The sequence below is a fragment of the Streptomyces sp. NPDC048461 genome (assembly GCF_055587105.1).
In genome coordinates, this window is the sequence record NZ_JBVJGW010000033.1 from 22,323 (window position 1) to 48,864 (window position 26,542).

The 26,542-nt window shown below is 70.2% G+C and carries 28 protein-coding genes and 1 pseudogene; 9 read left to right on the forward strand and 20 right to left on the reverse strand.

The window, feature by feature from the left end; translation table 11 throughout:
* Window positions 1-246: 246 nt before the first annotated feature.
* On the forward strand, window positions 247-2,841 hold the full coding sequence (locus ACZ6S8_RS34980) for an N-acetylmuramoyl-L-alanine amidase (protein ID WP_469461871.1): 2,595 nt from the start codon (window positions 247-249) through the stop codon (window positions 2,839-2,841).
* A 238-nt stretch (window positions 2,842-3,079) separates the two neighbouring features.
* On the opposite strand, the gene ACZ6S8_RS34985 is transcribed toward ACZ6S8_RS34980, so the two are convergent.
* Both ACZ6S8_RS34985 and ACZ6S8_RS34990 read right to left on the reverse strand, forming a co-directional pair.
* Entirely contained in the window at window positions 3,080-3,523 is a 444-nt protein-coding gene (locus ACZ6S8_RS34985) for a Uma2 family endonuclease (RefSeq protein ID WP_469461873.1), read from the reverse strand.
* Window positions 3,524-3,561: 38 nt separating this feature from the next.
* Window positions 3,562-4,422, reverse strand: coding sequence for a poly-gamma-glutamate hydrolase family protein (locus ACZ6S8_RS34990; protein WP_469461875.1), 861 nt, complete (start codon window positions 4,420-4,422; stop codon window positions 3,562-3,564).
* 343 nt (window positions 4,423-4,765) lie between these two features.
* Between ACZ6S8_RS34990 and ACZ6S8_RS34995 the strand changes: the two are divergent.
* From ACZ6S8_RS34995 to ACZ6S8_RS35005, 3 genes and pseudogenes are all read left to right on the forward strand, one after another.
* Window positions 4,766-4,939: pseudogene (locus ACZ6S8_RS34995) on the forward strand (CBS domain-containing protein); the annotation flags it as partial.
* Window positions 4,940-5,591: 652 nt separating this feature from the next.
* The gene (locus ACZ6S8_RS35000; RefSeq protein WP_469461877.1) at window positions 5,592-5,837 is read left to right on the forward strand and encodes a hypothetical protein; all 246 of its coding nucleotides are present in this window, start codon (window positions 5,592-5,594) and stop codon (window positions 5,835-5,837) included.
* 279 nt (window positions 5,838-6,116) lie between these two features.
* Window positions 6,117-6,752, forward strand: coding sequence for a carbonic anhydrase (locus ACZ6S8_RS35005; protein WP_469461879.1), 636 nt, complete (start codon window positions 6,117-6,119; stop codon window positions 6,750-6,752).
* A 373-nt stretch (window positions 6,753-7,125) separates the two neighbouring features.
* On the opposite strand, the gene ACZ6S8_RS35010 is transcribed toward ACZ6S8_RS35005, so the two are convergent.
* From ACZ6S8_RS35010 to ACZ6S8_RS35060, 11 genes are all read right to left on the reverse strand, one after another.
* Window positions 7,126-7,971, reverse strand: coding sequence for a hypothetical protein (locus ACZ6S8_RS35010; RefSeq protein ID WP_469461880.1), 846 nt, complete (start codon window positions 7,969-7,971; stop codon window positions 7,126-7,128).
* Window positions 7,952-8,851 carry an aldo/keto reductase gene (locus tag ACZ6S8_RS35015; protein WP_469461882.1) on the reverse strand — a complete coding sequence of 300 codons (900 nt, stop codon included), beginning with the start codon at window positions 8,849-8,851 and terminating at the stop codon, window positions 7,952-7,954. Before ACZ6S8_RS35015 ends, ACZ6S8_RS35010 begins: the two co-directional genes overlap by 20 nt.
* On the reverse strand, window positions 8,848-10,038 hold the full coding sequence (locus ACZ6S8_RS35020; protein WP_469461884.1) for a cupin domain-containing protein: 1,191 nt from the start codon (window positions 10,036-10,038) through the stop codon (window positions 8,848-8,850). The genes ACZ6S8_RS35015 and ACZ6S8_RS35020 overlap by 4 nt, the downstream gene beginning before the upstream one ends.
* Window positions 10,039-10,058: 20 nt before the next feature.
* Entirely contained in the window at window positions 10,059-10,196 is a 138-nt protein-coding gene (locus ACZ6S8_RS35025) for a hypothetical protein (protein ID WP_469461886.1), read from the reverse strand.
* Between the two features lie 245 nt (window positions 10,197-10,441).
* Window positions 10,442-10,717 carry a hypothetical protein gene (locus ACZ6S8_RS35030; protein WP_469461888.1) on the reverse strand — a complete coding sequence of 92 codons (276 nt, stop codon included), beginning with the start codon at window positions 10,715-10,717 and terminating at the stop codon, window positions 10,442-10,444.
* Complete coding sequence (locus ACZ6S8_RS35035; RefSeq protein ID WP_469461890.1) at window positions 10,714-11,343, reverse strand: hypothetical protein; 630 nt, start codon at window positions 11,341-11,343, stop codon at window positions 10,714-10,716. The genes ACZ6S8_RS35030 and ACZ6S8_RS35035 overlap by 4 nt, the downstream gene beginning before the upstream one ends.
* A gap of 79 nt (window positions 11,344-11,422) precedes the next feature.
* Entirely contained in the window at window positions 11,423-12,664 is a 1,242-nt protein-coding gene (locus tag ACZ6S8_RS35040; RefSeq protein WP_469461892.1) for a helix-turn-helix domain-containing protein, read from the reverse strand.
* 141 nt (window positions 12,665-12,805) lie between these two features.
* A complete protein-coding gene (locus ACZ6S8_RS35045) occupies window positions 12,806-13,072 on the reverse strand; it encodes a GlsB/YeaQ/YmgE family stress response membrane protein (protein WP_469461894.1) in 267 nt (88 codons plus the stop codon).
* A gap of 70 nt (window positions 13,073-13,142) precedes the next feature.
* Window positions 13,143-13,412, reverse strand: coding sequence for a twin-arginine translocase TatA/TatE family subunit (locus ACZ6S8_RS35050; RefSeq protein WP_469461896.1), 270 nt, complete (start codon window positions 13,410-13,412; stop codon window positions 13,143-13,145).
* Window positions 13,413-13,492: 80 nt separating this feature from the next.
* Entirely contained in the window at window positions 13,493-14,074 is a 582-nt protein-coding gene (locus tag ACZ6S8_RS35055; protein ID WP_267843167.1) for a TerD family protein, read from the reverse strand.
* A gap of 903 nt (window positions 14,075-14,977) precedes the next feature.
* Entirely contained in the window at window positions 14,978-15,553 is a 576-nt protein-coding gene (locus ACZ6S8_RS35060) for a TerD family protein (RefSeq protein WP_469461898.1), read from the reverse strand.
* Window positions 15,554-15,890: 337 nt separating this feature from the next.
* Between ACZ6S8_RS35060 and ACZ6S8_RS35065 the strand changes: the two genes are divergently transcribed.
* The 3 genes from ACZ6S8_RS35065 to ACZ6S8_RS35075 all read left to right on the forward strand — a co-directional run bounded on the left by ACZ6S8_RS35065 (window position 15,891) and on the right by ACZ6S8_RS35075 (window position 17,761).
* Window positions 15,891-16,319: a BlaI/MecI/CopY family transcriptional regulator gene (locus ACZ6S8_RS35065; protein WP_469461901.1), complete on the forward strand. Its 429-nt coding sequence runs from the start codon at window positions 15,891-15,893 to the stop codon at window positions 16,317-16,319.
* A 101-nt stretch (window positions 16,320-16,420) separates the two neighbouring features.
* Window positions 16,421-16,822 (forward strand): BlaI/MecI/CopY family transcriptional regulator, encoded by a 402-nt coding sequence (locus ACZ6S8_RS35070; protein WP_469461903.1) that lies wholly within the window; start codon window positions 16,421-16,423, stop codon window positions 16,820-16,822.
* A gap of 6 nt (window positions 16,823-16,828) precedes the next feature.
* Window positions 16,829-17,761, forward strand: a complete 933-nt coding sequence (locus ACZ6S8_RS35075; protein WP_469461905.1) for a M56 family metallopeptidase — start codon at window positions 16,829-16,831, stop codon at window positions 17,759-17,761.
* 169 nt (window positions 17,762-17,930) lie between these two features.
* On the opposite strand, the gene ACZ6S8_RS35080 is transcribed toward ACZ6S8_RS35075, so the two are convergent.
* From ACZ6S8_RS35080 to ACZ6S8_RS35110, 7 genes are all read right to left on the reverse strand, one after another.
* Entirely contained in the window at window positions 17,931-18,950 is a 1,020-nt protein-coding gene (locus tag ACZ6S8_RS35080) for a hemolysin family protein (protein WP_469461907.1), read from the reverse strand.
* Window positions 18,947-20,326, reverse strand: coding sequence for a hemolysin family protein (locus tag ACZ6S8_RS35085; protein WP_469461909.1), 1,380 nt, complete (start codon window positions 20,324-20,326; stop codon window positions 18,947-18,949). Before ACZ6S8_RS35085 ends, ACZ6S8_RS35080 begins: the two co-directional genes overlap by 4 nt.
* A gap of 369 nt (window positions 20,327-20,695) precedes the next feature.
* Complete coding sequence (locus ACZ6S8_RS35090; RefSeq protein WP_469461911.1) at window positions 20,696-21,247, reverse strand: LysM peptidoglycan-binding domain-containing protein; 552 nt, start codon at window positions 21,245-21,247, stop codon at window positions 20,696-20,698.
* 58 nt (window positions 21,248-21,305) lie between these two features.
* The gene (locus tag ACZ6S8_RS35095) at window positions 21,306-21,569 is read right to left on the reverse strand and encodes a GlsB/YeaQ/YmgE family stress response membrane protein (RefSeq protein WP_469461913.1); all 264 of its coding nucleotides are present in this window, start codon (window positions 21,567-21,569) and stop codon (window positions 21,306-21,308) included.
* Window positions 21,570-21,669: 100 nt separating this feature from the next.
* Window positions 21,670-22,125: a tellurite resistance TerB family protein gene (locus ACZ6S8_RS35100; RefSeq protein ID WP_329143107.1), complete on the reverse strand. Its 456-nt coding sequence runs from the start codon at window positions 22,123-22,125 to the stop codon at window positions 21,670-21,672.
* Between the two features lie 110 nt (window positions 22,126-22,235).
* Complete coding sequence (locus ACZ6S8_RS35105) at window positions 22,236-23,270, reverse strand: sporulation protein (RefSeq protein WP_469461915.1); 1,035 nt, start codon at window positions 23,268-23,270, stop codon at window positions 22,236-22,238.
* Window positions 23,271-23,368: 98 nt separating this feature from the next.
* Window positions 23,369-23,587: a hypothetical protein gene (locus tag ACZ6S8_RS35110; protein ID WP_267843147.1), complete on the reverse strand. Its 219-nt coding sequence runs from the start codon at window positions 23,585-23,587 to the stop codon at window positions 23,369-23,371.
* Between the two features lie 378 nt (window positions 23,588-23,965).
* On the opposite strand from ACZ6S8_RS35110, the gene ACZ6S8_RS35115 reads away from it, so the two are divergent.
* Both ACZ6S8_RS35115 and ACZ6S8_RS35120 read left to right on the forward strand, forming a co-directional pair.
* Entirely contained in the window at window positions 23,966-25,300 is a 1,335-nt protein-coding gene (locus ACZ6S8_RS35115) for a hemolysin family protein (protein ID WP_469461917.1), read from the forward strand.
* Window positions 25,297-26,304 (forward strand): hemolysin family protein, encoded by a 1,008-nt coding sequence (locus tag ACZ6S8_RS35120; RefSeq protein WP_469461918.1) that lies wholly within the window; start codon window positions 25,297-25,299, stop codon window positions 26,302-26,304. The genes ACZ6S8_RS35115 and ACZ6S8_RS35120 overlap by 4 nt, the downstream gene beginning before the upstream one ends.
* Window positions 26,305-26,542 lie beyond the last annotated feature (238 nt).

Sequence of the window (26,542 nt, forward strand, 5' to 3'; positions counted from 1 at the left end):
CCCATACAGGGGGAATCGCCCATCCCGGGCATGCCGTAATACTTAAGTAGCGAAGCTCGGCCACAGTCGTGCGGCGGCCCGAGGGAGGTCCCCGCCGAACCCGACCCCCTTTGCGGCGCCGCGAATGCGTGCACGTAGCATCCGGCTCACCAGGGCTGTCACCTGGTGATGATGCGACAGGGGTTGGGGAACAACTTGAGACTCGGACGTGCGCGTGGGACGGCTCTGGCCGTCGCGCTCGGTGTCGTGGCGGTACTCGGATTCCAGGGAGCGGCCAATGGCCTGGGCACCGACCCTCTGGAGGGCATCGACTACAGCGCTCCGAACAAGGCGGGCGATCCCGTCGAGGGCAAGGTGCAGAAGCTCGCGCTGAAGGAGAAGGGGGACGACAAGGCCGTCCTCTCGCAGCAGGACACGAAGCCCTTCGGGCTGCTGGGAGTCTCTTGGAGGAACCCTTCCGCCAAGCTGAACGGGTCCATCGAGGCCCGCACCCGGGACGCCGAGTCAGGGAAGTGGTCGAAGTGGATCAGTCTTGAGCCGGTCAAGGCGGGGCTCGACGGTCCGCGCCCCGGCGCGCGTGGTTCCACGGAGCCCGTGTGGGTGGGCCTGTCGGACGGGGCCGAGGTTCGGATCGGCGGTGAGGGCGGCGCCGAGCTGCCCGACGGCCTGGAGCTGAACCTCGTCGACCCGGGCACCGCCAAGGCGAAGAAGAGCAAGAAGAAGGGCGACAGCCTGGCCGCGGCCCCGGTGGCGTTCGCCGCCCCCGCGGTGGACCCCCCTCCCGTGGTCGAGTCGCCCCCGTCGGTTCCCGGTCCCGCCTCGACGGCGGCCAAGCCCGAGGTGAGCTCGCGCGTGGCGTGGGGAGCGGACGAGTCCCTGAACGACGAGGGCCCGACCTACCTGCCCAACGGGAAGATCAAGGCGGTGTTCGTCCACCACACTACGGTGGCCACCCCGTACGAGTGCGCTGAGTCCGCGGCCATGGTCCGCAGCCTGCACGTCTACCACGTCAAGACCAACGGCTGGCGCGACCTCGGCTACAACTTCCTGGTCGACCGCTGCGGCAACGTCTTCGAAGGCCGTCAGGGCGGTGTGGACCAGCCCGTCAACGGCGCACACACCTACGGCTGGAACGCCGAGTCGACAGGCATAGCCGTGCTGGGCGACTACACCTCTGCCGGCGCGTCCCCCGAGGCTCTCGCGGCGGTGGCGGACATCGCGGCGTACAAGCTCGGCCAGTACGACGGCGACATCAACGGCACGACGACGCTGGTAGCGGGCGACACGCAGAAGAACTACTTCGGCACCCAGTTCACGAAGGGCCAGTCCTACACCTTCAAGGCACTCTCGGGCCACCGGGACGCCTTCAACACCCAGTGCCCGGGCAACTCGCTCTACCCGCAGCTCGGCTCCGTCCGCGCGTCGGGCCCCGCGGCGAAGCTGAAGATCGCCAAGGTCAACGGAGCCGCGGCGCAGCCGAACGCCTCCTTCGAGACGCGCGGACCGCTGACCGTCGAGTGGGACACCAGCACCCCGAGTGACCGGCTCACCAAGTTCGAGCTGCTCGTCGACGGGAAGCCGGTCGCGATCACCGGAGGCGGTGCCCGTCAGGCGTCCACTTCGCTGGCGCTCGGCAGCCACCAAGTCGAGGTCGTGGCGACCGCGTCGAACGGGAAGGTGGCCACCAGCCTCCCTGTCACCGTCGTGGCAGCGGTCAAGGACGTCAAGTTCGTGCCCGTGGCCCCGAAGCGACTGATGGACACCCGTGAGGGCCTCGGCACCCCACAGGGCAAGGTCGGGGATGCCCGCGAGGTCACCCTCCAGGTCGCGGGCGGCACCACCGGCATCCCGGCAGCCGGCGTGACCGCCGTGGCGCTGAACGTGACGGCCACCGAGCCCACCCGGGCGAGCTACGTGTCGGTCTACCCCGCCGGCGCCAGCCGCGCCAGCGCGTCGAACCTGAACTTCACGCCGGGCCTCACCATCCCGAACATGGTGATCGTCCCGGTGAACGACGGGAAGGTCACCTTCTACAACAACGCGGGTGACGTCCACCTGCTGGCGGACATCACCGGCTACTTCACGGCGAGCGGCGAAGGCTCCACGTACGTGAGCTACGGCCCGACGCGCCTGATGGACAGCCGGGAAGGCCTCGGCGTCCCGAGGCAGAAGATCGCCGGCGGCCAGACGGCCACCCTCCAGGTGGCGGGCGTCGGCGGCATCCCGGCCACGGGCGTCAAGGCGGTCGTGCTGAACGTGACGGCGACGGAGCCGACGCAGTCGAGCTTCGTGTCGGTCTACCCCTCCGGCGGAACCCTTCCGACGGCGTCGAACCTGAACTTCACCGCAGGCCGCACGATCCCCAACCTGGTGGTCGTCCCGGTATCGGCGGACGGCAAGGTCAGCTTCTACAACCGAGCCGGGGACGTCCACCTGATCGCGGACGTGACCGGCTACTTCTCGGACAGCACCGCGGGCTCCTCGCACACCAACATCGGGCCCAGGCGCCTGATGGACACGCGTGAAGGCCTCGGCGTCCCGGGCACGCTCGGCGGGGACAACACGGTCACCCTCCAGGTCGCGGGCGTAGAGGGCGTTCCTGCCACCGGCGTCACCGCCGTCATCCTGAACGTGACCGCGACCAACCCGACGCAGCCCAGCTTCGTGTCCGTGTTCCCGAGCGGCACGACCCGCCCGACGGCGTCGAACCTGAACGTCACCGCCGGCCAGACGATCCCCAACCTGGTGATCGTCCCCGTCGTCGACGGCAAGGTCAGCTTCTACAACCGGGCGGGCCGCGTGGACCTGATCGCCGACATCACCGGCTACTTCAGCAAGTGAGCTAAGGCCTGTTCTAACAGTGTTGGTCGCAGCCATTCGTTGACGACTGCGACCAACACGGTCGCTTTGTAGCGGACGGCGAGTTTGCCGAGCCGGACCGCATGCGGGCCTCGGCCGCCTTCGCCGCGCCGCCGCCGACCTGAGCCGCGCGCCGGTCGCGGTGCCGGGAACGCAAAAAGGCCCCCGTTCCGCCGGAGTCATCCGGCGGAACGGGGGCCTCTCGTTGTGCTGCCCGGCCCTACCTGCCCACCAGGGAGGCGGGGTCGAACGCGATCGGAAACGGTCCCTCGATGTGGGCGACGGCGCCCACCAGGAGCGGCGGCTGGTCGAAGTACGCGCCGTTGTGGAGGTGGCCGATCAGGAGCCGCGGCGCGGGTCCCAGCTCGATGCGCCAGTAGTGCTCGATGCCCGCCGCCGCATACAGCGACGGCTTGAGCTTACGGTCGGTGACGCGGGTCGACGGCGAGGCGATCTCCACCACCACAAGAACGTGGCGGGCGGACACGACGACGCCCGACTCCTCGGAGGCGGCCACCGAGATAATGGCCAGGTCCGGGATCAGCAGTCCGTCAGAGACGATGACGTTGATCCCCTCGAAGACCTCAACCTCGTCGGAGTCACCATCACGATCCACGGCCGACCATTCCCACCGCCACAACGGCTGAATCATCACATCGGTCACGCCCGCCGGCGCCCCTCGCAAGATCCTGTTACGAGTTCTCAGTAGACGAAGAGGCTTTTACGCGCGAGCTGTTCGGCTTCCATCGCCGCAATTGCGTCACGGCAGGCGTTGGTGAACTTCCAGAAGTCCGCGTTGGTGGTGGCTGCACGGTTGCTCGCACCGGAGAAGTTGCCGAAGAGGCTCTGACGGAGTTCGGTGGTGATCTCCAGCTGGCCGCCGCCCTCGGCAGTCAGGGTGCGGTTGCAGATGTTCTCCGGCAGGTCGCCGTTGAGGTCCTCCGGGTTACCGCCGAGCACCTGGAAGCCTGCAGCGCTCAGCTTCGTGGACAGCAGCTGGCGGAAACGGGGGTTGAGACCGCCGACCACGACCGCCTTGGGCTGACCCGTGGGCGCGCCGGCCTGAGCCGCGGTGCAGCCGTGCAGGCTCAGGACATTGGCGCTGCCGGCTGCCATGGAGCGCGCAACTGTGTCGTCACAGTGCGACGCCGTGACATGCAGCTCGCCGTTGTTGGAAGACCGCATGCCTTCGAGCATCCAGTAGTCGTATACCGGGGCGCCCGTCGTGACGGGTGCCAGGGTGTCGGGGCGGTAGCCCGCTATGGCCAGGCAGAGCTCGGAAGTACCCATCTCGATTCCGCCACCGTGGATGGCCATCACACTGGTCAGGCGGGGAAGAGGGGTGGTGGTCTTGTCGTTGTCGAGGACCTCGTGCCGCTTGAACCGGCGGGCGAAGTCCTGTCCTTCGATCGCCTTCGCGTACAGGTCGGAGTTCGATGTGTAGAGGTCGCCGCCGGCAGCGGCGGCCGGAGTCGCGGCGAGGCCGGTCAGGAGCGGACCACCCGCAGCTGCGGCCACGAGGGAGGCGAGGATAGTCCTGCGACTGGCGTGAGACTGGGACATCGTGATCCTTCAGTGCTGTGCGGGTGATCCGGGCATGCGTTCGACCCCGGATCACCCGGCGCGGGAAGGAAGGAGGGCGCAGCACGATGGCGCGACTGCAGAGTCGGACCCCCCTTCCGATGGCTGGAATTGTAGCGGCCGATGTGATCAGACGGAGGCGAGTTCAAGGGCTCCGGTTCCCTCCCCGCGCTGGTCAGGCGCGGCCCCGCCCAGCGTTCGCCGGATACGGCCGCCCAGCAAATCCATGATTTGAGGCGCCGTGTGGTGGGTCGGCTGTCCGCGCGATAGTGCTTGGCTGCGCGTCGGATGCGCGCGGCGAGGGTCACGGAGATTGGTGGTGGCTTCGGCTCTGCACACGGTCACCCGGGTCGACCAGGACGCGCCGCTGGACGACACCATGAACGCCATGCGCGACGCGGGCACCCACCTCACCGCCGTCACCGACGACAGCGGCACGGTGATCGGCTTCGTCACCATGGAAGACGTCCTCGAAGAACTCGTCGGCGAAGCCCCCTGACCCCCTCGCCCAACCAGGGAGGCCGGCCCCATACCGGGTGCCGGCCTTCGGCATACGGCCGCCCGCGGCTCCGGGCAGGAAGACAGACAGCACCGGTCACCTTGCCGCGGAGCTAACCGGGTGTGGCTGGTACGTGCGCGTAAGGCGCCTCGGGACTCTTCCGGATGGGCCTGATCGGGTTGTCCTGGAAACCGTGCCGCTCCGAGTACAGCCACCGCAGGGGTCCGGCGGGCAGAGTGGCCTCGTCGGCAGGATGTCCACACCTCCTACCGCGTCCGGCTGCGACCGCGGTCGATCGCCTCTTCTCACGGTCGCAGCCGGCCCAGAGCGCAGTCGCTCTCGTCGATTCATGCCCCTGCCCTGACGCTCCATGGCCCCGACCACGGCGGCGTGGAGGTGGATGTTGCCGGGGTGGGGGGTCGGCGTGGGCAATGCCGTGGCGCATGTCCGCCGCGCCACGACGACGGCCCGGGTGATGCCGGTGGTGATCATGGTCGCCGGTGGCGCCGTCTAGCTGAAGTTCCTCGAGGCCATCAGCAAACCTGCAGATCTTGGTAGTAGAGAACAAGCTGAGTGCCTGCCTTTCTGAGTACGTCGCTACTGTTTCCCTGTCGTCGTCCGGGGGCCCCGGACTGATTTGAGGGGTGGGCAAGTGGCTAAGACCTGGTTCGAGAAGGTGTTCCGCAGGAGACCGCACCCGGTGCTGCGCCTGCTGGGGAACCTCGCGGGTTGTGCACTCCAGTTGGTCTTCGTGATCATCGCGATCACGCATTTCCACAGTGCCTGGCGGTGGCTCGTTGTCCCGATCGGACTCTGGGGGATGGTGGGCGACGGCCGGGGCGTGGCCTTGGCGGTGCAAGACCTTCGGCGGCGCGACACCGCCCTGGCTCCGGAGTGACGAAGTCGGAGCGGCAGCATCAGCCGGATGTGGCACGCCACCGAAGGCAACGTTGACGAGCAGAATCCGGGCACACCGAGCCGGACGACGACCGTACGGGCCACCGACACGTCGGCGTCATCGACGGGGCGGCACGGCTGCACGCCTTGGGCGGGGCACGCAGGTAGGCCTCTGCTGTCACCGGCCGCCTTGCAGATCCGCCGGCCGCGTCGCCCGACCCGGCGCCTTCCGGCGGGACCGGTCCCAGCGACAGCCGGTGCTGCCTCGTAGGCTGCGGCCATGACTGAGACCCAGACGCCCCGCGACGCCTTCGAGCTGCTCATGGCCGGCAACCAGCGCTTCGTCTCCGGCACCCCCGAGCACCCGAACCAGGACGCCACCCGCCGCACCGAGACCGCACCGTCCCAGCAGCCCTTCGCCGTGCTGTTCGGGTGCTCCGACTCCCGGCTGGCCGCCGAGATCATCTTCGACCGCGGCCTGGGCGACCTGTTCGTGGTCCGCACCGCCGGGCATGTCGCCGGTACGGAAGTGCTCGGCAGCATCGAATTCGGTGTGAGCGTCCTCAACGCGCCCCTGGTCGTCGTCCTCGGCCACGACTCGTGCGGCGCCGTCGCCGCGGCCTGCTCCGCCCTGGAAAACGGACAGACACCCGGCGGCTTCGTCCGGGATGTCGTCGAACGGGTCACCCCGAGCGTGCTGGCAGCCCGCGCCGCCGGACGCGAGACGCCCGAGGAGATCCTCGCCGAGCACATCGAGCACACCGTGGACCTGCTGCTCGAACGCTCACGCGTCCTAACCGAACGGGTCGCCGACGGCCGCCTCGCAGTGGTGGGGCTGTCCTACCGGCTGGCCGACGGCAGTGCACACCTCGTCGCCACCCGCGGCATCGATACGGCGGTCCACACCGCGTCCTGACCATCCCAGCGCGCACTGCCAAGCCCCACCGCTCCGTCACCCCGTCCGAGCACGGAGACGCCACCCCAAGGCCCTGACCCCGCACACCCCAAGTGCCAACAGACCCTGCAGCCAGATCCGACCGCCCAGGAAGCAGACCGCACCCACTCCACGAAACCGCCGCTGGCACCGCGCCCCTCCTACCCCTCAGCCCAGCCGCCTGAAGTCCACGAACGCGCATCGACCGACTTCACACGCTGCTCCGATCCCGGCCAGCCGCTGCCCGAACCCCCTGCGACAATCGCCGCTCCTCTTCCCGCCGGCCCACCCGCACAGGGGAAGTGCGCCCAGAACCCGATCTCGACGACAGAGCCAACATGGCAGGGCGCACCTGTCAGCGCTGAGGGGGGACGGGCGGGCGGCGGCCGGAGAGAGCTTCGGCCCGGCTCATGAGTGCTGCGGCGATGTCGGCGTATTCGCCGCGGGCAACGGACTGAAGCAGTTCGCAGAGCGCCGCGAATTCCCCAATCCGTCCGGCCGGCGTGCTCAGGACGTCGGCGAACTCCTCCCGTACTCGCGCCGCGACGGCGGGCACGCGCAGGCTGTAGGCATGAAGGAGGCCGGCGTCGAAGCCCACGGGCACGCTGCCCCAGCGTTCCCAGTCCATGATCGTCAGCGGGGTGCCGGTGAGGTTGGCCCAGTGCAGATCGCCGTGCCCGGTCACCCGCTCGATGCGGTCCGGGGCGTCGATACCGAGGAAGAGCGGGAAGGAGCGGCGCATCCACAGCGTCCTCACCGCCACCCGGTCCGTCGGCACCTCGGCCAACACGTCCAGGGCTTGGTGCAGCTCGGCCCACCACCCGTCGGTGAGGCCCGGGTCGGTGAGGAGTTCGGGGGTGGTCGGGGAGATCACCGGCTGGGGGATGTGGGTGAGGAGGTCGGCGTTGTAGGTCCAGCCGTCCTTGGTCCAGCGGACCGTGGCGTTCAGGCGCGGGCGCGGTACGGCGTCCGGGATGTGCTCGGCGCCGGGGATGCCCTCCTGCGGTAAGCGGGTGCTGGCCCGGTCGTCGGGGGTGGCTTCGACGCGGAGCCAGTGGTCGTTGCCTGCGCGGGAGCTGATGGTGCGGCCTTTCCAGCCCCACGCGTACGGCCGGCTCGTCGCGATGGCGAGGCGGTTGGCAGCTTCGGCGTGCGCGGTCTCCATCCGGTCTTGGGTGGCGTCATCGGGGGGCGAGTACATCGAGGACCTTCCTGAGTTCCGTGTCGGTCAGCGGGGTATCCAGGGCCGATACGGCGGCGTCCCAGTGGTCGCGCGTGCTGGCCGAGACCAGCAGGACGTCCAGGCTCGGACAGGAGCCCGCCGCGAGCAGGCAGGCCGCGGCCGGGTGGGCGCCGGGCCGGATCAACTCAACCAGTTCGGGCGTGATCAGGTCCAGGAGTTCCCCGCCGTGCAGGGGAGCGGAGGCGAAGGTGAGGAGGCCGGCGGAGCGGGCCTGGACCAGGGGGCCGCGGCCATCGAGTGCGCGGGTGATCGGCTGGGCCATGACCAGACTGACCGGCTGCTGCACGGCGGCCAGGTGGTGACCGGGGCCGCCCGCGTCGCGGGCCAGTGCCAGGAGTTCGGGGACGGTGAAGGCGTCCTCGGTGAACCCGGACCAGGTCGCGAGCCCGTACGCGCCGATCAGGCCGGAGGCGACCAGGTCTTCGAGGACCTCGAAGGCGGCCCGGAGTTCCGTGTGCAGGCGGTCGCGGTCGCCGTGGCCGGTGGTCTCGGGGTTGTGGACGAAGACGATGTCGGCGCGGCCGAGAGCGGCGACGGAGCGGCGGGTCTGCCAGTCGATGAAGTCTGGGGCGAGGCTGTGCCGGGCATCGGCCCGACCTGTGTGGAGCACCCCGGCCTTGACGGCCGCCTGGCCCTGGGCGTGGGTGTAGAAGCCGGTCTTCGTCGCCACCCGCACCGCCGGGAACGCGTCGAGGACCGGGCGGAGCTCCGCGTGGACGGCGCCTGCGCCGTAGTTCGGGGCGGTGTCGATCCAGCCGGTCCCGCCCTCGCACGCGGTCCGCGCCGCGGTGCCGGCGGCGTGGACGCGGTGGGTGCCGAGGGCTGCTTCGGCCGTCACCGGCCGGCCCCGGTGACGGCGGCGGCCTGGCCCTCGACGAGGACGGTGAGCAGCGCCGCGGTGTCGGTGACGGGCAGGCCCGCCTGTTGGGCGAGTTCGCCGAGTGTGGCCGGCTGCCCGGTCGCGAGCCGCGTGAGGAGGGGGCCCGCCGGGGTGGCGAAGTCCCACGCGGTCCCGGCCGCCGCGAGCGTCCACTCCCCCGTCTCAGGGTTCTGGTCGAGTCGGGCGCGCGGGCAGGTCAGCCGGACGGTCAGGTCGGGGTCGGCGGGGACCTGGCCCAGGTGGGGCAGGGACGCGTACGGGCGGCCGTGGTGGGTGGCGTCGAGGGAGCGGGCCCACCGGTCGGTGACCTCCGGGTCGTCCAGCACCGTCACGACGGCTTCGCGCAGCTTGTTGACGTACGCGCTCTGGGCGGTGGGGGTGTCGAAGCGGGGGACGTCGGTGCGGAAGCGGACGTTGCCCCTCAGCTGGTCGACGACCCAGGTCATGAAGTCGGCGCCGGTCTGGGTGGTGAGGCCGAAGGTCAGGTGGAGGGAGGGGGCGCCCTGGTCTGCGGTGACGGCGTGCCACCAGCCTCGGGGCAGGTAGAGGGTGTCCCCTTGGTTGAGAACGATGTCGGCGAGCGGCTCCCCGTCGGGGATCTGCGGGGTGTCGGTGTCGCGCCAGGTGGGGGCTGGGCGGGTGGGGCCGTAGATCCGCCACCGCTTCGCGCCCTCGACCTGGCAGACCACCACGTCGTGATCGTCCCAGTGAGTGCCGAAGCCCTCGGTCGCGGTCCACGACGCGTACGCGTTCACCTGGACCGGGGTACGCAGGAATCGCTCCAGGCCTTCGGCGGCCGCCGTGATGGGCGGGTGGAGTTCGTCGATCGAGTCGGCGACGAGGGATGCGCCCTCGCGGATCCGCGTGTGGAGTTCGGCGGGCTGGATGCGGTGCCACACCGTGGCCCGTCGGGTGGTGACAGGGACCGCGTAGCGGTGCAGCGGAACCATCTCGCCGCCCTGCGAGAGCCGCAGCCGCGGCGGCTCCAGCCGGTGGGTGGCGATCACATGGTTGAGGGTGGACCAGGACACAAGTGCTGCGAAGTCGTCGGGCTTGCCCCGGACGACGAGGTGGGAGCGGAAATACGACTGGGCGAGGAAGAGGTCCCCGCCCAGCCGCTCCGCCCACGAAGGGGCGTCGAACATCAGAAGATCAGCTCCTGCCGTTAGTCGTTGCCGTCCGAGCGGCCGGTACCGCCTCCGTCGCCCTCGTGCTCGGCGCGGGTGCGGGCGGCGTTGATCCGCCGGGATGCGAGGAGCAGGCCGCTCCCCAGCTTCGGGTCGGGCGTGGGGCTGTGGGGCATGAGTTCCTCCTGCTGCCGTGAGGCGGGCCGGTTGCCTGCCTCGGGTGTGCGTCGGACAAAGCCCGGCGCGGTTCCGCCCGGAAGAGCGGACGTCGTGACCGCCGCCGCGAGCGGGCCGCGGGGCGGAAGTTCGGGCGGGCCGGGCCGGTGCTCCCGAAGGAGGTGGGGCACCGGCCCGACAGGGCCGTGCCCTGAGCGGCCGGCGGGCTGCTGCGGTAGCTCAGGCCACCCGGCTCGGCGGGGACTCACGGGGCGGATCGCTCGGCTGGGGGGACCAAGGCGCAGCCCTTTATGGCGAGGCGGCGTTCGGTGCGGTCGGTGAGGCGGATCCAGAGGTAGGCGTTGGCGGCGTCGACGCCGTTCCAGCCGCTGCCCACCTGGACCACTTCCCCCTCGTAGGTGGTGGGGGTGCGGTAGTCGCCCGGGGGAAGGGCTTCGGGTCCGCGCACCACGTCTCCCACCGCGTAGGGCGGGGACACCGTGCCGGGGCGGCGTCCGGTGCGGCTGGCCACTGCCGTCATCCCTGGGAGCGTGCGGCGAGGGCGAGCTTCAGTACCTGGGCCAGGTGCGGGCGCACTGCTTCGGCGGGCGGGAGGGGAAGTTCGTCGTCCGGGGCGGTGTCCCAGCGGATGCCGTACGAAGGGGGCATTGCCACCCAGTCCTGCGGTCCGGAACGGACGTCGACCTGGGGGCAGTCGGCGAGGAGGGTGCCGGTGCCGGCTTCCACGAGCAGGGTCGCCGTGGTGTGCCCGGCGGTCAGGCAGGGGATGTGCAGGCTCTTGGCGTCGGCGCGGAGCATGACGCCCATGCCGATGGCGTGGCCGACGACCAGGGCGTCGAACTGCGTGCACGGGACGATGACTCCGGCGCCGGGCGCGGCCTCGAAGGCCGCGGTGAGGTCACCGCTCTCCAGCGGCTCCACGGCCCCGGCGAGGGGGTGGGCGCCCGGGGTGACGCAGGGCGTCGCCGTGGGGCTGTCCTGGCAGGTGCAGCCGGAGCCGGTGCGCTGGCGGTGTCCGATCACGACAGGCCAGCCGAGCCGCCGGTAGGCGGCGGCGCTCTCGATGGTGTCGCGGCCGTGCAGGACGTGCAGGATGTCGCCCATGTCGCCCCCCGTGCCCGGTTGGGAACCGTAGGTGATGGTCACGGCATGAGGGTCCCGCTCAACAGGAAGGGCGACCCACAGGAATTCTGTAGGCCGCCCAACTGGCATATGCGCCCCGCTGTCAGGACACGAGTTCCATCCCGCGCACCAGCCCCGACAGGGCGGCGGCCTGCGACGGTACGCCCCGGCGAACCATGTCGCCGACCAGCTCCCGGGCCATCGGGTGCGCGTGCACGTAGTGCGGGGCGCGCTGGGCCGCTGCCCGCAGGGTGACGACGGCGTCGCCGGAGCGGCCCATGCGGTGCATCGCCCGTGCCTCGTCGATCCGGTAGTGGGTGATGCGCTCCCGGCTCGGCATCGCCGCCACGTCGACGTCGTCGACGAACGACAGCCCGGTGTCGGGGGCGTCGACTTCGACGCCGGCCTCGGTGGTGTGCACCAGGACGTTGGCCCGGGAGAAAACGGTCTGCCACCGGAGGTCGTGATGGCCTTCCGGGAGGCGCTCGGAGACCTCCACCGCGCGGGTGGCCTGGCTCCAGGCCCCCTCCGCGTCGCCGGCGCGGGCGCAGGCGACGACCTGACGCAGCACCAGCGCGCCTTCCAGCACGAGGGCGTCGGTGTCCCCCGTCGCCGAGATCGGCTCCAGATCGCGCAGGGCGGCGTCCGCGACCGCCTGCGTCTCGCGGGCCGAGCCCTGGTGGAGAAGGGCGCCGCACCGGTCCCACGCGACGGCGGCCTTCACGATCGGGTCGTCCAGCTGGGTCGCGGCCCCGGCCGCGACCTCCGCCGCCACCCACGCCAGATCGGGCAAGCCGGTCTGGTTCAGGGTCTGGCGGGCGTTGCGGGCCGCGTCGACCAACAGGCGCAGGGCTTCGTCCCACTCGGCGGTGCCGCGCTCGTGCATCAGGATCGTGGTGTTGAGGTCCTCCAGCAGGGCGGGCAGGAGTCCGGCGACCGCGGGGAGGTTCGCGCCCTGGCGGTGCCGGTTCGTCGCGGCGGCCTGGTCCCGGACCCGCTGGACGTCGGCGGCCGGAGCGGACGGCACGAGACCGGGGTGGCCGGAGAGGATCAGCGAGGAGCGGCGCAGCGCCGCGCGGAGCGCGGGCACGTGCGGGACGGCGGAACCCAGTTCGCGGCGCAGGCGGTAGGGCTGTCCCAGGAGCCAGACGACGTCGACCTCGCAGACCGTGGCCACGGCCGTGATCAGCGAGTACCGGTCCAGGGGGAGGCGGCCGGCCTCGACGTCCTCGGCCCAGCGCTCCGAGCGGCCCACCAGACCGGACATCTCCGCCTGCGTCAGGCCTGCCGCGATCCGGGCCACGCGCACGCGCGCCCCGATGCCGGTGTCAGGGGAATGGGTCATGACGGCACCTCTCCGTTCTGGACTCCTCACCCGGACGGTACTCCCCACGGGCGAACTGCGGATACGCCAACTGCCCGACAGGGGCTGCCTGGTACGGGTCGTGCAGTTGAGGCGGATTCGGCCCGAGTATCCAGGCCACGATCAGTCCCGGGAGTGGCCGAACAGGATGCGGTAGCCGATCAGCAGCACCAGGGCGCCGCCGATGGCCGCGCCCCAGGTGGTGAGGTCGAAGAAATGGGTCTCCACGGTCTTGTCGAAGAAGATCTCAGAGAGCCAGCCGCCAATGAAGGCGCCCGCGATCCCGATGGGCATGGCGCCTATGAGGCCGCCTGGGTCGCGTCCGGGGAGGAGGAGTATGGCGATCGCTCCGGCCATGAGTCCGAGAATGATCCAGCTGATGATGGCCATGGTCGAGGTTGTCCCTGTAGCGACGTGGTGGAGAGGATGGCGAGGCCCGAAGGCGCCGGGGAGATGCCGGTCAGTGCCGTGGGGCGCTGGTGCTGTTCTGGCCGGCGGGCGGGGGGCTGATCACGTCACCGGGTGTCACCTCGATGACCCGCTTGGAGTCCCCGTCGGCAGGCGGCTGACCGGCTGCCCGGGCTCCGCTCTCGCTCTTCATCGCGCGGGCCTCGCTCTTGAGGATGCGGGCCGACTTGCCTATGGAGCGGGCGAGTTCGGGAAGCTTCTTCGCCCCGAGGATCAGGATGACGATGATGCAGATGATCGCTATCTCACTGATACCGAACATGGAGTTCTTCCCTCCAGAAGATAGGGCGCGCCTGGCGCCAGCGGCGGGCGGCCAGTCTGGGCCTGCGCTGCCGGTCGGGATCAGAGGTGGGAGCCGATGGCGGGCAGGAGGTCCTTGAAGGTCCGGCCGTCAGCCGGCTCCCCGATCGCGGACATGTTCCAGCCCGCTCCGGAACGGTGGACCTTGGCCATGACCTGCGCGGTGTACTTGCCGCCGCCGGAGAGGGTGTAGCGGGCCAGCTCCTGCCCGTTGCTCTCGTCGATGAGGCGGCAGAAGGCGTTCTCCACCTCGGCGAAGGTCTGTCCGGTGAAGGAGTTGACGGTGAAGACGATCTGGTCGACGTGCACCGGTACCCGCCCCAAGTCCACGAGGATGGACTCGTCGTCCCCGCCCTGGCCAGCGCCTCCGACGACATTGTCGCCGGTGTGCCGCACCGATCCGTCCTTGCTGACCAACTGCTGGAAGAAGACCACATCCACCGGCTCCTGGCCGGCGAAAAGGACCGCCGAGGCATCCAGGTCGATCTCCTTCGCGGTCATGCGTGCGAGGAAGCCCTTGCGCGGGGCGGCCTGCCATCCCAGCCCCATCCTGACCACGCTCAGGGCGCCGCCGCCCGACTTCTCCAGGCTGATCTGCTGGCCCTTGCTGAGATTGATTCCCACCGGTGTCCTCCTGGTGCTTTGGGGCCGAAACGTCGTGGCCCGGTGCCGCGTTGGCACGACCACCAGAATCTACATCACTGTAGAATCAGATGGCAGGGGGCGCGGCGTGAAGTGCGCCGGCCGCTCGAGCGTCCAAGCACGTGTGGCTCGGCGGCCGGTTGGCGCGGCATGGGCGGCCGGTCACTCCTGGGAGCGGTCCGGGGCCGGCGAGGTCCGATCTCGCGCGACAGCGGACCGCTGGCGCCGGGCTCGGCGCGGACGCGGTCGGGCGGGCGGGCGGGGGCGAGTGCGTATTGATGGGGCCGGGACCACAGAGGGGGGCGATCCATCAGGACGCGGTGCCATGGTTCGGCCCTGACAGGCCGTCTTGTGACGTTGGGGGTGCGGGTCGGCGGCGTGCGCTGCACAGGAGCAGGCTGGCGGTCACCGCGAGACAGCGATGACCATGACGCTCCAGCCTGCGCCAGTCAGGGCCTGAGCGAGGGGCCGCGCGGTTCTGGCCTCGTGAAAGGTGTAGCCGAGCATGAGGAATATCGTGGCCGCGATCGCAGAGAGGGCCGGGGGGAGCACGGCCACGCCCGTAAGCGATCCCCCTCCGGCCCCTCCGCTCGGAAATCACTCGGCGTCCGCCTGTGCTTGCACCCGAGCCAGGGCCATGCGTTCGGCCTTGCTTCAGCGGGGGTGACTCCGGCGGCCGCCTCGCACGCGCCGGTGTTGTCGAGGGCCACGCGAATGTCAGACGCGTGCAGTGCTCGGTGGGGCGCGAGTCCGCGATGGGCACGGTCGACCTCGTCCAGGGGGCCGGGGTCTTCATGAAGATCCCCTGAATGAGTGATTGGGCAATCGGCTGTCACGCCCTGTGGGCAGGCCCTGGCAGGGCCCGCCCACAGGCGCTCTGATGAGTCAGACGCCGACGCCGAAGTCGGAGGCAATCCCGGAGAGGCCGGAGGCGTAGCCTTGGCCGACCGCGCGGAACTTCCACTCGGCGCCGTTGCGGTAGAGCTCGCCGAAGACCATCGCGGTCTCGGTGGCGGCGTCCTCGGAGAGGTCGTAGCGGGCGATCTCGGCGCCGCCGGCCTGGTTGACGACGCGGATGTAGGCGCCGCGGACCTGGCCGAAGCTGTGGCCGCGGGTTTCGGCGTCGTGGATCGAGACCGGGAAGACGATCTTCGTGATGTCGGCGGGCACGGTGGCGAGGTCGACCTTGACGACCTCGTCGTCGCCCTCGCCCTCACCCGTGAGGTTGTCGCCGGTGTGCTCGACGGACCCGTCCGGGCTCTTGAGGTTGTTGTAGAAGACGAAGTGCTGGTCGGAGGTGACCTTCCCGGAGTCGCCCACGAGGATGGCGCTGGCGTCGAGGTCGTAGTCGACTCCCGTGGTCGTGCGCACATCCCAGCCCAGGCCGACCAGGACGGCCGTCAGGCCCGGGGCCTCCTTGCTCAGCGAGACATTGCCGCCCTTGGACAGGCTCACACCCATGTCGCATCCCTTTCACATTGCCCGCGGGCCGGGCGCTTTCCCGGGCCGTCGGCCGATCAGAATCAAAATCTACAACATTGTAGAAATGGAGGCCATGCGCCCTGACGTCCCCGGCCGGGTTCACGCCGTCCGGCGAAGGCCGCTTGCACTGCACGGGAAGGGCCGCTGCCGGGCCCGGTGGGGGCGGCATGCCGGATGTGAGAGCCCCCCGGTCCGCACCCTGCCGCTCCCGGCGCCAGCCCTTCACGCGGCCGAGTGTGCGCGGGCCGCTTCCGCCGACGAGGGGTGAAAATCTACAATGCCGTAGAAGATGGTGGGGGGGGAGATGGAGAGGCGAGTGGATGACGACCGAGATGTCCTGGCATGGGCTGCGCGTGTCCGCCGGGGCAAGGGTGAGCTGAAGGCGAGCGTCCTGGCTGCTCTCGGGCAGGCCCCGGGCCCGGTCTCCGCAGGCTGGGTGCGCCAGCACGTCGACCCGGCTCTCGCCCACACCACTGTGGCGACCACGCTGACCCGTCTGGAGGCGGCGAGCGCCGTGGTCCGTTGCCGTCTGGGCGGCACCGTGGTGTGGAGTGCCGTGACCGACGGGGCGGGACTGGCGGCCTGGCGGATGCGCCGGGTTCTTGAGGGTGAGAGCGACCGGCGGGCCGTGCTGCGATGTTTCGTCGCACGGCTGTCCCCGGACGAGGAGCGGTGGTTGCGCACGCGCTTCACCAGGGATGAGGGGGCACGCCCCGGAGTCCGGCCGGCGCCGCACCATGGGTGAGGTGAGCAGAAGGAAGACAGAGGCCGATCTGCAGATCATGCAGTCTGTACGATGAACCGCCCCGGCGCGCAGTTGGGGCCATACGTCGGGAGGGTGACGGCATGACGGACCAGAACACGGGCGGCGCCGAGCATCCCCGCCGACGCGGCCAGGGTGCGCTGGAGGCCGAAGTGCACGCGGCGCTGTGTCAGGCGCCGGGTCCTGTCACGGCAGGCTGGGTGCAGGAGCGGATCGGCGGCAGCCTCGCCTACACGACGGTGATGACCATCCTGACCCGGCTCCACGCCAAGGGCGCGGTCGCCCGGGAGCGGGCGGGGCGGTCCTTCGAGTGGACTCCGGTCGCCGACGAGTCCGGGCTGGCCGCGCTGCGGATGCGCAGGGTTCTGGACGGGGAGGCGGACCGGGAGGCGGTTCTGGCGAGTTTCGTCACCGCTCTGTCGCCCCGGGACGAGCGGCTGCTGCGGGATCTGCTGGCGCAGGCACCTCAAGAAGGGGAAGACTGACGGGTTATGGGGGTCTTCGTCTTCCTGCCGCTGGTACTGCCCTTAACGGCATGGCCGATCGCGCGCCTGGCCGAGCATCATCTTCACCCGCGGACCGCGACCTGGCTGCTGACGGGTGTCGCGGCCGTGCTCGCGGTGTGCAGCACCCTGTGCCTGGCCCTGCTGATGGTCGTGGGCACCGCGCAGCTTCCGGGAAATCCGCTGCCGGACGGCTGGTCGGATCCCGAGGTACGCGAAGCGGTGCCGTACGACGAAGTGGCGGGCAAGGCCGCCATCCCCGCCCTGTTGGCGGTGATCGCCGCGTGCACCTCCGCCACGTGGCGTCATCACCGGGTGCGCCGGCGCAGCGGCCGCGCCCTTTCCGGGCTGCCCGCCACCGCGGTGGCCGTTCTGCCCGACGATGTGCCCTACGCGTACGCGCTGCCGGGCGGGCGCCGCGACCGTGTCGTGGTGAGCACCGGCATGCTCGCCGCCCTGACCTCGCGTGAGCGCCGGGCCCTGTTCGCGCACGAGCGCGCCCACCTGGCCGGCCGCCACCACCGATTCCTCCTCGCGGTCCAGCTCGCCGCCCGCGCCAACCCCTTCCTTCGACCCTTGCGTTCCGCCGTCACTTACACCGCCGAACGCTGGGCGGACGAAGACGCCGCCGCCACCGTCGGCAGCCGGCGCACGGTGGCCGTGGCCATCGGGAAAGCAGCGCTGATCAGCCGCGGCACGCCTCTGTCCACCCTGGCCGGAATCGCTGCCTCCGGTCCGGTGCCGCGCCGCGTCGCCGCCCTGCTGGGTCCAGCGCCCGCGGGCCGCAACTGGCCTCCGGCCTTCACCGCGGTCGGCCTTGCCGTGTGGGGCGCGGCGGCGGGCACCACCGCCTCCGCCCTGTCCTCGGCTAACTCAGCCGTCACCCTGTACTTCATCCTTCACGCGGCCACCCCTCTGTAGCGGGACAGCGAGGGAGGGCGGCCCGGCCGCGCTCAGCGGCGAACTCGCAGCGGTCACATCGCCCCGCACCGCACAAGGCGAAAGAGCACGCTGAACCACATAAGGGCGCCTCACGCCCTGCGGGCGGTGCGGCACCGGCCCTTGGTAGCGCACCGCCATCGATCTCAGGTCAGGCTCGCTGCGGACCCAGAAGTCGGGTGATCAGGTCATCCAGGCTGACCAGGCCTGTCAGGTTCCCGTCGGCGCCGCGTACGACGGCGAGGGATGCGCGATGACGCCGCAGGGCCTCGACCGCCTGGGCGATGGTGGTGTCGGGGTTGAGGTCGGGCACCGGTCGGGCCAGCTCGGCGGCGGTGACCGGGCGGCTCTGGGCTCGGGCGGCGAGAGCGTCGCGGGCGTGGACCGATCCGAGGACCTGGTCGCCGTCCCGTACCAGGAGCCGGGTGCGGTCCGCCGCGGTTGCCGCGGTCAGAATGGCGTCGGCATCTGCGTCGGCGGGCACCTGGGTGATCAGCTGGGCGGGGATCTGCAAGGCACTGATGGGGGCTTGGGGTTCGGTGAGGGAGCGGGTGATCAGAGTGGAGTCGCCTGCGCTGATCAGCCCAAGACGCTGGGATTCGGCGACCAGGTGGGTGAGCTGTTCGCGGTTGTGGACGGAGGTGAGTTCCTCGCGGGGGGTGACCCGGCAGAGCCGGACCAGTGCGTTGCTGACCTGGTTGAGGGCCCAGATGAGGGGCCGTACCAGGCGGATCAGGGCGCGGAAGGGCGGTGCGAGGAGCATCGCGGAGCTTTCGGGGTGGGCGATCGCCCAGGACTTGGGGGCCATCTCGCCCAGCACCATGTGGAGGAAGACGACGACGGCCATCGCGAGGGCGAACGCGATGCCGTAGCTGAGGCCGGTGGGCAGGCCCGCCTTCTGGAGCAGGGGGTCGATCTGCTGGGAGAGGGCGGGTTTGGAGACGATGCCCAGGCCCAGGGTGCACATGGTGATGCCGAGCTGGGCGCCGGCCAGCATCAGGGACAGCTCACGCATGCCGGCGAGCGCCGCGCGGGCGCCGCGCCGACCTTGGGCGGCGGCCTTTTCCATGCGGTGGTGCTTGGCTGCGACCAGGGCGAACTCGGCGGCGACGAAGAAGCCGCTGCCGATCAGCAGCAGGACGGTGACGAAGAGGGCCATCAGCGGGTTCATGCGGGCCGCTCCTTGCTGCGGTCGGCAGGGGAAGCCCGCCGGGTGTTGTCGTCGGTGTCCTTGGGGTCGTACAGGCGGCTCAGCCAGATCCGTTCGGGCACGTGCCGGTCCACCGCGGTGACCTCGACCGCGGCCTGGCCGCCGTCGGTGAGGTCGATGGTGAGCTGGTCGCCGATGACGGGCAGGCGGCCGAGCCGGTCGATGACCAGGCCCGCCACGGTCTCGAAATCGTCGTCGTCCTCCGGCAGGGCGATACCCGTGGCCTCGGCCGCTTCGTCGATCCGGCGGCCCGCGTCGACCAGCCAGCCCTCGCCGTCGGGGACGGCGAGTGGCACGATGCGGTCGCTCTCGTCGGAAATCTCACCGACGAGTTCTTCGGCGATGTCCTCGAAGGTGACGATCCCGGCCAGCCCGCCGTGCTCGTCCAGGACCACGGCGAACTCCTCCCCCGCGGCTTCCATCTGCTCGACGGCACCGGGCAGGGGGAGGCTGTCGGGCAGGAACAGGGCCGGGCGGGCCAGGGCCCGGGCCGTCCGCTGCGCGAGTTGGCCGGCGGGCAGCGGCATGAGTTCGCGGACCCCGACGATGCCCACGACGTCATCGGTCCGCTGTCCGAGGACGGGGTAGTGGGAGTGGCCGCGGCGGGCGATCAGCAACGCCACCTCTTCTCCCGAGGCGGCTTCCGGGACGGTGTCGAGGTCCACCCGGGGCACCATGACCTCGCCCAGGCGGCGCTCGGAGAACTCCAGCGCGCTCTCCAGCAGGTCGGCGTTGGCCCGGGGCAGCTGCCCGTGATCGTGGGACTCGCCGATGAGATGGCCGAGCTCCTCCAGCGTCGCCCCGTGGTGCAGTTCCTCCACCGGCTCGATGCCGATCCGGCGCAGAATCCTGTTCGCCGCGGCATCGAACACACGGATCAGGGGGCCCGCGACCTTCAGATAGGCCACGGTGGAGGCACTCAGGGACTTGGCCAGACGCTCAGGAATAGCCAGAGCCAGATTTTTGGGGGCCAGCTCGCCCAACACCATCTGAATCACGGTGGCCAGGGCGAACGCCAGGAGCAGTGCGAGCCCGCTCACCGCCGCGTCGGGGATGCCGACGCCGCTCAGCAGCGGACGCAGGAGCTCGGCCAGCGCGGGTTCGGCGAGGAACCCGACGACCAGACCGGTGACGGTGATACCCAGCTGCGCGCCGGAGAGCATGAAAGACAGCCGCTCCAGCACCTTCACCGCGCGGGCAGCCCGTTCGTCACCGGCAGCAGCCTCCCGGGTCAGGGCAAGGCGGTCGGCGGCGACGTAGGCGAACTCCTGGGCCACGAAGTAGCCCGTGCCGGCGGTCAAGACGAGGACGGCCAGCAGACCGAGTACGGCACTCATCGGACACCACCGCGCAGCGTGCCGCGATCAGTCGCGTTCTGGCGGGATGGCCGGATATGGTGCCCAGAGGGGTCCCTCGAAGAGGCGGACAACGATCTTCTCCTTCACGCGAGCCAGCAATACGGCAGGGAATACGCCGGCGGGGCGCTACCGACGCAGCGACCCGGTGGGGGAACTCTATGCTTCTACACATCTGTAGATGACGTGAGGGTGGGCCCTCGCCTCCAGGCCGCCGCTGCGACGCGGAGGCGCCGAGGCGGGCACGTGTGGGTCCGTGCACACATCGACGCGCCGCTGTCCAGGGCTGCGGCCGCAACGACGGAAGGCCCCGACGTCGAGGTCGGGGCCTTCCGTCGTTGCGGCCGGGGACTACGGAATCGTCAGCACCTGGCCGACGTCCACCAGGTCCGGGTTGTCGATGCCGCTGGCGGCGGCGATGTCGTGGTAGCGGTTGCCGTCGCCATAGAAGCGTTCGGCGATGTCCCACAGGGTGTCGCCGGGTTCGACGGTGTAGGTGCGCGGCTCCGGGACGAACGGGGATACCTCTTCGGCGGCCGGGGCCTCAGCCGCTTCTTCGACGGCGATCGGATTGTCGGTGTTGGTGTCCGACGCCCACAGCGGGCTGCCGTCCACGGCGTACAGCACCACGTTGCGGTCGGCCTGTACGACCAGCCGGTCGGCGGCCTCTCCGTTGGTGTCGGTGGCCCACACCGGGCCGTCGTCGGTGTACAGCACGAAGTTGCCGTCCTGCTGGAGAACGGCTCGCTGGACTCCCTGCTCGTGGGTGTCGGTCGCCCACACGACGCCGCCCGGCTCGGAGAGCACCAGGTTGCCGTCGCTCTGCAGCGTCAGGATGTAGGCGCCGCCCTGCAGGGATTGACCGAGACCAATTTCATCACCCGGGTACAGGGTGTCACTCATGGACGTGCCTTTCAGGGAAGCGGATGCGCTTCGTCGCGCATCGAAAACATGGAGGGGCTCAGCGGCGGGTCTTGAAGCGTTCCAGGGCTGTCACGCCGGCTGCGGCGAGGGCGATCTGGATGAGCCACTCGATCCAGTCGATGCCCTTGGTGTCCGCGACCCCGAGGGCCGCGGCGATGCCGGTGCCGACGAAGGCCGCGATGATGCCGACCGCGATCGTCCACAGCAGGCCGATGCGCTGGCGCCCCGGGAGGACGAGCCGTCCCAGCGTGCCGACGACGATGCCGATCACGATCGCACTGATCACACCGGAGATCTCCATGCCTGCCCCACTCTCTCCATTTGGTCATGTCCGGATGCCCGCCGGGCGGCGAGCTGCACGGGCCGCGCTCAGCGGCACCCTGGGCGGGCCGGTGATCGGCTCAGAGGTCGAACTCGTGCGGGGGAAGGTCCAGGGTGTAGCAGGCTTCGCGGACGACGGCCTGCTCGGTCTTGTCGAAGTCGCCGTCGGCGCCGCCGATGACGATGCCGATCTGGATGACGGCGCGGGCCTCGGCGGGCTTCTTCTTCGCCTTGGCGATCTCCTGAAGGACGCTGACCTTGCCGAAGTCGAAGTCGGCGGTCAGCTTGTTGAGGTTCTCGTCGAAGCGCCGCTGCAGGTCTGCGGCGTCGAAGTTGCGCAGCACGTCGTTCGTGGCGATCAGCTGTGCGACTCGCTGGCGTTCGGAGGGGTCGATGGTGCCGTCGGCGGCTGCGACGAGCGCGCACATCGCCATGGACGCGTCGCGGAATGCTCCGGACTTGAGGTCGTTCTTCTTCGCGTCCAGCTGCGTCTGCATCTGCTGGGCGGATTCCTTGATGCGGTCCCACAGGGCCATGCCAACTCCACTGGGTCGTAGGGGTGTCCGGGCCGGGGACGGACGGGCCAGCCCGGACACCTTCATTTCTACACCAACGTAGAAGTTGGTGGGTGGTGCAGGCGGGCGTCTTACGCCTCCTCGCCCCCGCCGTCTTCCTCGTCGTCACCTTCGAAGAAGTCGCCGATCTCGTCGACGGCTTCGGCGGCGACCATGCCGCCGACCACGCCGACGGCCAGGCCCGCGGCGCCGGCGGCGACCACGGTGCCCATGCCGGGCCCGGAACGGTGGCCTCCGTGATGACCGCCGTGCCCGTGGTGGCCGTGCTCGTCCTTGTGGGCGTGGGAGCCGTGGATGTCGCCGTGCCCGTACGGGTGATGGGAGACGCGGGCCGAGTGGGCGTCGATGAGCTGACTGATCCAGGAACCGACGACCGCGTTCCAGTCCCGGTGGGCCGCGCCCTCGTGGCTGACGTGATGCCGGCCGAGCACGTCGTGACTGCCCGAGAACAGTCCGCCGCGCTTGTCTGCCTCCAGGACGATCTCCATCCCGCCGGGATTGGCGAGGAAGGTCACCTCGATCTCGTTGACCTGGTGGGCGTACTGCGGGGCGGGGATGAGCTCGATCTCCTGGTAGAACGGCAGCTGCTGGCCCGTGCCGCCGATGCGCCCGTATTCAAGGTCGGCGGACTTGAAGCCGAAGCCGAGCTGCCCGAACGCTTCCAGGATCGCCTCCTGCACCGGCAACGGACCCACTGCCAACGGGTCGAGATCGCCCTTGTCCCTGGCTCCGGCCACCACAAGCTCGGTACGGATCCCGAGGGCGATGCCCAGCGGCTGCCCGTGCAACTGAGTGACGGGGGTCTCCCAGGGCAGCTTGATGGCGAACGGCACAGTGCGGTGCTCGCCCTCGGCGAGGCGGAAACCGCCGCCGACACTGAAACGTTCGAAGGCGGCCGCGCCCTCGTGCTCGCCGCCGTCGTGTTTGGCTTCGACGCGGGCGATGAGTTCGAGCGTGATGTGCTCGATGTCGAAGTCGGCCCGCCCGCCGGTCAGGCGGACTTCGCCGGTCAGGCTGCCGCCAGGCAGGACGGCTCCCGGTGCAAGGACCGTATCCACTGCGGGTCCGCCGACCCCCATTGAGCCGAGCAGGCGCTTGAACACCATCGTGGCGTTCTCCTTCGTCTTACGTGCGTATGGATTTCATGCAGGCGCGGCGCCGCGGGTGCAGGTCCCCTCCGCGGCACCGCGCGCCGACCGGGGTGTTACTTCGCCGCGTCCAGGGCGGCCAGGGCCTGCGCCCAGCCGACGTACTTCAGGTCGGCAAGATCGGCGACGGTCTTGACGCCGAACGCTTCCTTGAGCAGGTCGCCCTGCCGGTCCGAGACACCCTTGAGCGCAGACACGGGCGCGGCCAGCACCTCGGGCAGGCTCTTGTCCGCCCACGCCTTGTCCAGCACCTTGTCCAGATCGATCGAAGCCATGCCAATCCCCTCCTGTCACCGCGTGTTCGAGAACACGCGTATGGGCGCCAGGGCAGCACGGAGTACCCCGCACCACACTGGCATTATCTACAAGCATGTAGAAGCATAGGAGAACGAGGCAACTGTGGAGCACAAGGGCGAGAGATCGGCCGGGAAAGTCCGAAAAGACCCCTACCCCTGCCCTGTGTATCTCCTCTGGCCAGGGGCTTTACCGATCCTTTACAGTTGTCGTGCGGATAATTGTCCGCCCAGATCCATCGGGCCGGAATACGGTCCGATCGAGTGAAGAAGGAGCAGCAGACCCGCAATGGGTGAACCTCCCAGTACGAGCCGTGCCACGCCTTGCCCGATGAATCAGCCGGGAGCGGGGGTGGCACGGTGACCGAAGTGCTGCTGCTGCTTCTCGCGCTCGCTCTGACGCTGGCGTGCGCGGTGTTCGTAGCCGCCGAGTTCTCGTTGACCACGGTCGAGCGCAGTGAGCTCGAACGCGCCGCCAAGGCCGGTGAACGGGGCGCCGAGAGCGCCCTGAAGGCCGCCAAGCGGCTCACCTTCCAGCTCTCGGGTGCCCAGCTGGGCATCACCGTGACCTCGCTGGTGATCGGCATGCTCGCCGAACCGTCCGTCTCCGCCCTGCTGCGCGGCCCCCTGGAGGCCGCCGGCCTGCCCGCGGGTGCCGTCTCCACCACTGCGACCCTGCTGGGCGTGGCCCTGTCCACGGTCGTCCTGATGGTGGTCGGCGAGCTGGTGCCGAAGAACTGGGCGATCTCCCGTCCGCTGGCCGTTGCGAAGGTCGTCGCCGGTCCGCAGCGCGCCTTCACTGCCGCATTCGGACCGCTGATCCGGCACCTGAACAGCACCGCGAACCGTCTGGTGCGCCGCTTCGGCCTGGAGCCCGCCGAGGAGCTGGCCTCCGCCCGCACGCCCGAGGAGCTGGTCGCGCTCGTTCAGCACTCGGCCCGCGAGGGCGCGATCGAGGCGGACTCGGCGGAGCTGTTCGTCAAAACCCTGCACCTGGCCGAGCTGACCGCCGAGAACGTGATGACCCCGCGGATCGATGTCCAGGCCTTGGAGGCACACGCCAGCGTCGCGGACGCCGCGAACCTCACGCTGGCCACCGGCCTGTCCCGCTTCCCCGTCTACCGCGACGCCCTGGACCAGGTCATCGGCACCGTCCACATCCGCGACGTCCTCGCCCTGGAGGAGGAAAAGCGGCAGCTCACACCGGTCACCGACCTGATGACCGAGCCCCTGCTGGTGCCGCACTCCCTGCCCGTGGACACCCTCCTGGGACGGCTGCGCACAGCCCGCACCATGGCCGTGATCATCGACGAGTACGGCGGCACCGCCGGCGTCGCCACCGTCGAGGACATCATCGAAGAGGTCGTCGGCGAGGTCCGCGACGAGCACGACCCCATGGAAGTCCCCGACCTCATCCAGGCACCCGACCACGACGGCCGCCAGGTATGGGAGGCGGACGGCAGCGTCCGCGTTGACGAGCTCGAAGAGATCGGCCTCACCGCGCCGGAAGGCCCGTACGAGACCCTCGCCGGCCTGATCGCCACCCGCCTGGCACGCATCCCCGCCGAGGGCGACACCCTCACCGTCGACGGCTGGGAACTGTCCGTACTCGACATCGAGCACCACCGCGCCGACCGCGTCGCGATCACCGCACCGGCCGCCGTGCCCACCCGGGCCAAGGAGAAGAGCCGATGACCGCCCTCCAGCTGCTGATCGGCGCCTTCACCCTGATCACCAACGCCTTCTTCGTCGGCGCCGAGTTCGCCCTGATCTCCGTACGGCGCAGCCAGATCGAACCGGCAGCCCGCAAGGGCAACCTTCGGGCCAAGACGGTCCTGTGGGGACTTGAACACCTCTCCGCGATGATGGCCACCGCCCAACTCGGCATCACCGTCTCCTCTCTCGTCCTCGGCGCGGTCGCCGAGCCCGCCATCGCCCACCTGCTGGAACCCCCGTTCCACGCGGCCGGCGTCCCCGACGCGCTCATCCACCCGATCGCGTTCGTCATCGCGCTCACCCTCGCCACCTATCTGCACATGCTCGTCGGCGAGATGGTCCCGAAGAACATCGCGCTCGCCGCCCCGGCCCCCACGGCCCTGCTCCTCGGGCCGCCGCTGGTCGCCCTCACCCGAGCTCTGCGCCCGTTCGTCTTCGGCATCAACGCCTTCGCCAACACCCTGCTACGGCTGCTGAAGGTCGAACCCAAGGACGAAGTCGGATCCGTCTTCACCGACGACGAACTCACCCGCCTGATCAAGGACTCCAGCGCCGCCGGCCTCCTCACACCCGAGGACGGCGAACGCCTGCAAGACGCACTCGAGCTCGGCACCCGCCCCGCCGGCGAAGTCATGGTCCCCCTCGACCGCATGGTCACCGTCACCCACGACATCACCCCCCAGGGCCTCGAGCGGGCGGCAGCGGCACACGGCTTCTCCCGCCTGCCCGTCACCGGACCAGGTGAGGAGATCCTCGGCTACCTGCACATCAAGGACGCCCTCGGCCTCACCGACCGCACCGCGCCCTTCCCCCGCAGCGCTCTCCACTCGATAACAATGGTCGCCCTGGACACCCCGCTCGACGACACCATGACCGCCATGCGCGCGGCCGGAACCCACCTCGCCGCCGTCACCGGCAGCAAGGGCACCGTGCTCGGTTTCGTCACCATGGAAGACGTCCTGGAAGAACTCGTCGGCGCCTGACCCGCAGGATCCGTCGCCGGCACCGCCCGCTCCGGGTGGCCACCGGCATGTCAGCCACTCCGATCACCGGCCTGGGAAGCGTGCAAGCAGGCACAGGACGCAGCGACGTCCGGCCGCCCCATCGCTGTCCTCTCGACTTCGTCGGGGGGGGGGGTGGCGGGCCGCCCGCGCGCGCGGGGGGGGTGGGGGGGGGGGGGGGGGGTGTTGGGAGTAGACGGAGTGGGAGGCGGGGTGTGGG

Excerpts from the sequence above, each read along its gene's own strand:
- ACZ6S8_RS35105 (WP_469461915.1), bottom strand. The coding sequence starts at position 23,270 with ATGGTGTTCAAGCGCCTGCTCGGCTCAATGGGGGTCGGCGGACCCGCA.
- ACZ6S8_RS35010 (WP_469461880.1), bottom strand. The coding sequence starts at position 7,971 with ATGTACTCGCCCCCCGATGACGCCACCCAAGACCGGATGGAGACCGCG.
- ACZ6S8_RS34990 (WP_469461875.1), bottom strand. The coding sequence starts at position 4,422 with ATGTCCCAGTCTCACGCCAGTCGCAGGACTATCCTCGCCTCCCTCGTG.
- ACZ6S8_RS35100 (WP_329143107.1), bottom strand. The coding sequence starts at position 22,125 with ATGGCCCTGTGGGACCGCATCAAGGAATCCGCCCAGCAGATGCAGACG.
- ACZ6S8_RS35005 (WP_469461879.1), top strand. The coding sequence starts at position 6,117 with ATGACTGAGACCCAGACGCCCCGCGACGCCTTCGAGCTGCTCATGGCC.
- ACZ6S8_RS35045 (WP_469461894.1), bottom strand. The coding sequence starts at position 13,072 with ATGGCCATCATCAGCTGGATCATTCTCGGACTCATGGCCGGAGCGATC.
- ACZ6S8_RS35030 (WP_469461888.1), bottom strand. The coding sequence starts at position 10,717 with ATGACGGCAGTGGCCAGCCGCACCGGACGCCGCCCCGGCACGGTGTCC.
- ACZ6S8_RS35060 (WP_469461898.1), bottom strand. The coding sequence starts at position 15,553 with ATGGGTGTGAGCCTGTCCAAGGGCGGCAATGTCTCGCTGAGCAAGGAG.
- ACZ6S8_RS35090 (WP_469461911.1), bottom strand. The coding sequence starts at position 21,247 with ATGAGTGACACCCTGTACCCGGGTGATGAAATTGGTCTCGGTCAATCC.
- ACZ6S8_RS35095 (WP_469461913.1), bottom strand. The coding sequence starts at position 21,569 with ATGGAGATCTCCGGTGTGATCAGTGCGATCGTGATCGGCATCGTCGTC.
- ACZ6S8_RS35080 (WP_469461907.1), bottom strand. The coding sequence starts at position 18,950 with ATGAACCCGCTGATGGCCCTCTTCGTCACCGTCCTGCTGCTGATCGGC.
- ACZ6S8_RS35050 (WP_469461896.1), bottom strand. The coding sequence starts at position 13,412 with ATGTTCGGTATCAGTGAGATAGCGATCATCTGCATCATCGTCATCCTG.
- ACZ6S8_RS35110 (WP_267843147.1), bottom strand. The coding sequence starts at position 23,587 with ATGGCTTCGATCGATCTGGACAAGGTGCTGGACAAGGCGTGGGCGGAC.
- ACZ6S8_RS35085 (WP_469461909.1), bottom strand. The coding sequence starts at position 20,326 with ATGAGTGCCGTACTCGGTCTGCTGGCCGTCCTCGTCTTGACCGCCGGC.
- ACZ6S8_RS35120 (WP_469461918.1), top strand. The coding sequence starts at position 25,297 with ATGACCGCCCTCCAGCTGCTGATCGGCGCCTTCACCCTGATCACCAAC.
- ACZ6S8_RS35025 (WP_469461886.1), bottom strand. The coding sequence starts at position 10,196 with ATGCCCCACAGCCCCACGCCCGACCCGAAGCTGGGGAGCGGCCTGCTC.
- ACZ6S8_RS35040 (WP_469461892.1), bottom strand. The coding sequence starts at position 12,664 with ATGACCCATTCCCCTGACACCGGCATCGGGGCGCGCGTGCGCGTGGCC.
- ACZ6S8_RS35075 (WP_469461905.1), top strand. The coding sequence starts at position 16,829 with ATGGGGGTCTTCGTCTTCCTGCCGCTGGTACTGCCCTTAACGGCATGG.
- ACZ6S8_RS35070 (WP_469461903.1), top strand. The coding sequence starts at position 16,421 with ATGACGGACCAGAACACGGGCGGCGCCGAGCATCCCCGCCGACGCGGC.
- ACZ6S8_RS35020 (WP_469461884.1), bottom strand. The coding sequence starts at position 10,038 with ATGTTCGACGCCCCTTCGTGGGCGGAGCGGCTGGGCGGGGACCTCTTC.